Genomic DNA, 1,744 nt, shown 5'->3' with positions numbered 1-1,744 from the left:
GCCCGCGGCGAGCAGCGCACCGGCGGCGAGCGGCACGGCGACGAGCGCCCACAGCGCCGCGCTCACCCCTTCAACTCCGCGGCGTCGTCGGTCATGTCGACCTCGCGGGTCCGGAAGAGGGCCGTGACCACGGCGAAGCCGACGGCCATCTCCACCGCCATCACGGTGACGGCCAGCACGACGAGCACCTGCCCGTCGGTGGCGGCGGGCGCGACGAAGTGCCAGACCGCGGCGGCGGCGAGGATGACTCCGCCGAGCATCAGCTCCAGGCCCATCATCAGCATCACGATCGACTGCTGGGAGAGCGCGCCGAACAGCCCGACGCAGAACAGCGCGGCGGCCACCAGCAGGACGGGCTCCAGCGTCACCGGCGCGCCCCCGGGCGTACGGGGCCGGCGGGGCGGCGGGCGCCGAGGTCGTCGCCGAAGCGGTCGTAGCGGCCGCGGCCGGTGGCGAGTACGACGGTGGCGACGATGGTGGTGAACAGGGCGAGGCCCAGCGTCATCATCGTCAGCATGTGCGGTCCCATCAGCGACTCGCCGAGGGCCATCGTCGGGTCGTCGGCCGGCTTCCCCCGCCGCCGCGGCCAGGGGGCGAGCAGGATGCCGGTTGCCAGCAGCGCGAAGACTCCGGCGCAGATCGCCGCCGCGCCCCGCTTGTTGTGCAGCATCGACATGGGCGTCAGCCCGGCCGGGTTCATCATGAACATCACCATGAACACGGCCATGAGGGCCATCTCGATCGTCATCATGAGGAGGACGACCACGCCCAGGTAGTCCAGGCCGAGCCGGATGACCAGGCCGCCGACGCAGAGCAGGGACAGCAGCAGCGCGTACGTCGCCCGCGCCATGGAGTCGAAGCGGAAGACCATGGCCCCGCTCGCGACGGCCGGGACGGCGAGGGCCCAGAACACCACGTCATCGGGCATCGCGCCGGACTCCCTCCGCCCGGGGCCGGGCGGTCGCCGGCCGGGCCAGCATCGGTCGGGCCCGCACCCGTCGGGCCTTCACCGGGCGAGGACGACGACGGCGACGACCAGGGCCTGGAGCAGCGTCAGCGGTACGAGCACCGTCCAGGCGAACTCCATGTAGCGCTCCATGCGCAGCGTCGGCAGCAGCCGCCGCCCGGCCACGAGCAGGCCGAGCACCCCGGCCGTCTTCAGCAGCGTCCACGCCCAGCCCGGCAGCCACGGCCCGTAGCCGCCGCCGAGGAACAGCGGCACGCTGAACCCGGCGGTGACCACCAGCAGCAGCCACCGCCCGGCCAGCAGCACCAGCCGGTCCACGCCCGCGTACTCGGCCGCCGCGCCGCCCGCCGCGTCCCGCCCGAGGGGGTGGTCGAACGGGCCCCAGAAGGCCATCGCCAGCGCGCTCAGCAGATACACGGCGAACGCCGCCGGCATCCACACCGCGAACCACAGCCCCCGCTGCGCCGCCACCACCTCCCCGACGCGCAGCGACTCCGCGCCCAGGGCCGCGGTGGTGAGCGCGAACATGTGCGGCAGCTCGTACGCCATGCCCTGGGCGAGGAAGCGGTAGCCGCCGATCAGCGACAGCGCCGAGTTCGGCCCCCAGCCGGCCAGCCACACCGCCGCCCATGCCAGCACCTCCATCGCGTTGAACCACACCACGCCGACGACCGGATCCGTGACGGCCCGGAACCCCCACGGGAGCACCGCCCCGGCGAGCACCGCGGCGAACACCGTGCCGATGCCGCCGCTCATCGACGCGCCGCCGATGAACGC

The 1,744-nt window shown here is 73.9% G+C and carries 3 protein-coding genes; all 3 read right to left on the bottom strand.

Features of this window, described 5'->3' with window-relative positions:
- Window positions 1-62: 62 nt before the first annotated feature.
- The 3 genes from nuoK to H5J30_RS31290 all read right to left on the bottom strand — a co-directional run bounded on the left by nuoK (window position 63) and on the right by H5J30_RS31290 (window position 1,723).
- Entirely contained in the window at window positions 63-368 is a 306-nt protein-coding gene (gene nuoK, locus H5J30_RS31300) for an NADH-quinone oxidoreductase subunit NuoK (protein ID WP_181790914.1), read from the bottom strand.
- Window positions 365-928: an NADH-quinone oxidoreductase subunit J gene (locus H5J30_RS31295; RefSeq protein ID WP_181790912.1), complete on the bottom strand. Its 564-nt coding sequence runs from the start codon at window positions 926-928 to the stop codon at window positions 365-367. The genes nuoK and H5J30_RS31295 overlap by 4 nt, the downstream gene beginning before the upstream one ends.
- Window positions 929-1,006: 78 nt before the next feature.
- A complete protein-coding gene (locus H5J30_RS31290; protein ID WP_258563622.1) occupies window positions 1,007-1,723 on the bottom strand; it encodes an NADH-quinone oxidoreductase subunit H in 717 nt (238 codons plus the stop codon).
- Window positions 1,724-1,744: the final 21 nt, after the last annotated feature.

This window comes from Streptomyces phytophilus, assembly GCF_013870535.1.
Classification (GTDB): domain Bacteria; phylum Actinomycetota; class Actinomycetes; order Streptomycetales; family Streptomycetaceae; genus Streptomyces; species Streptomyces phytophilus.
Note: the sequence above shows the minus strand (reverse complement) of the source record. Positions and strands in the feature narration are given on the sequence as shown.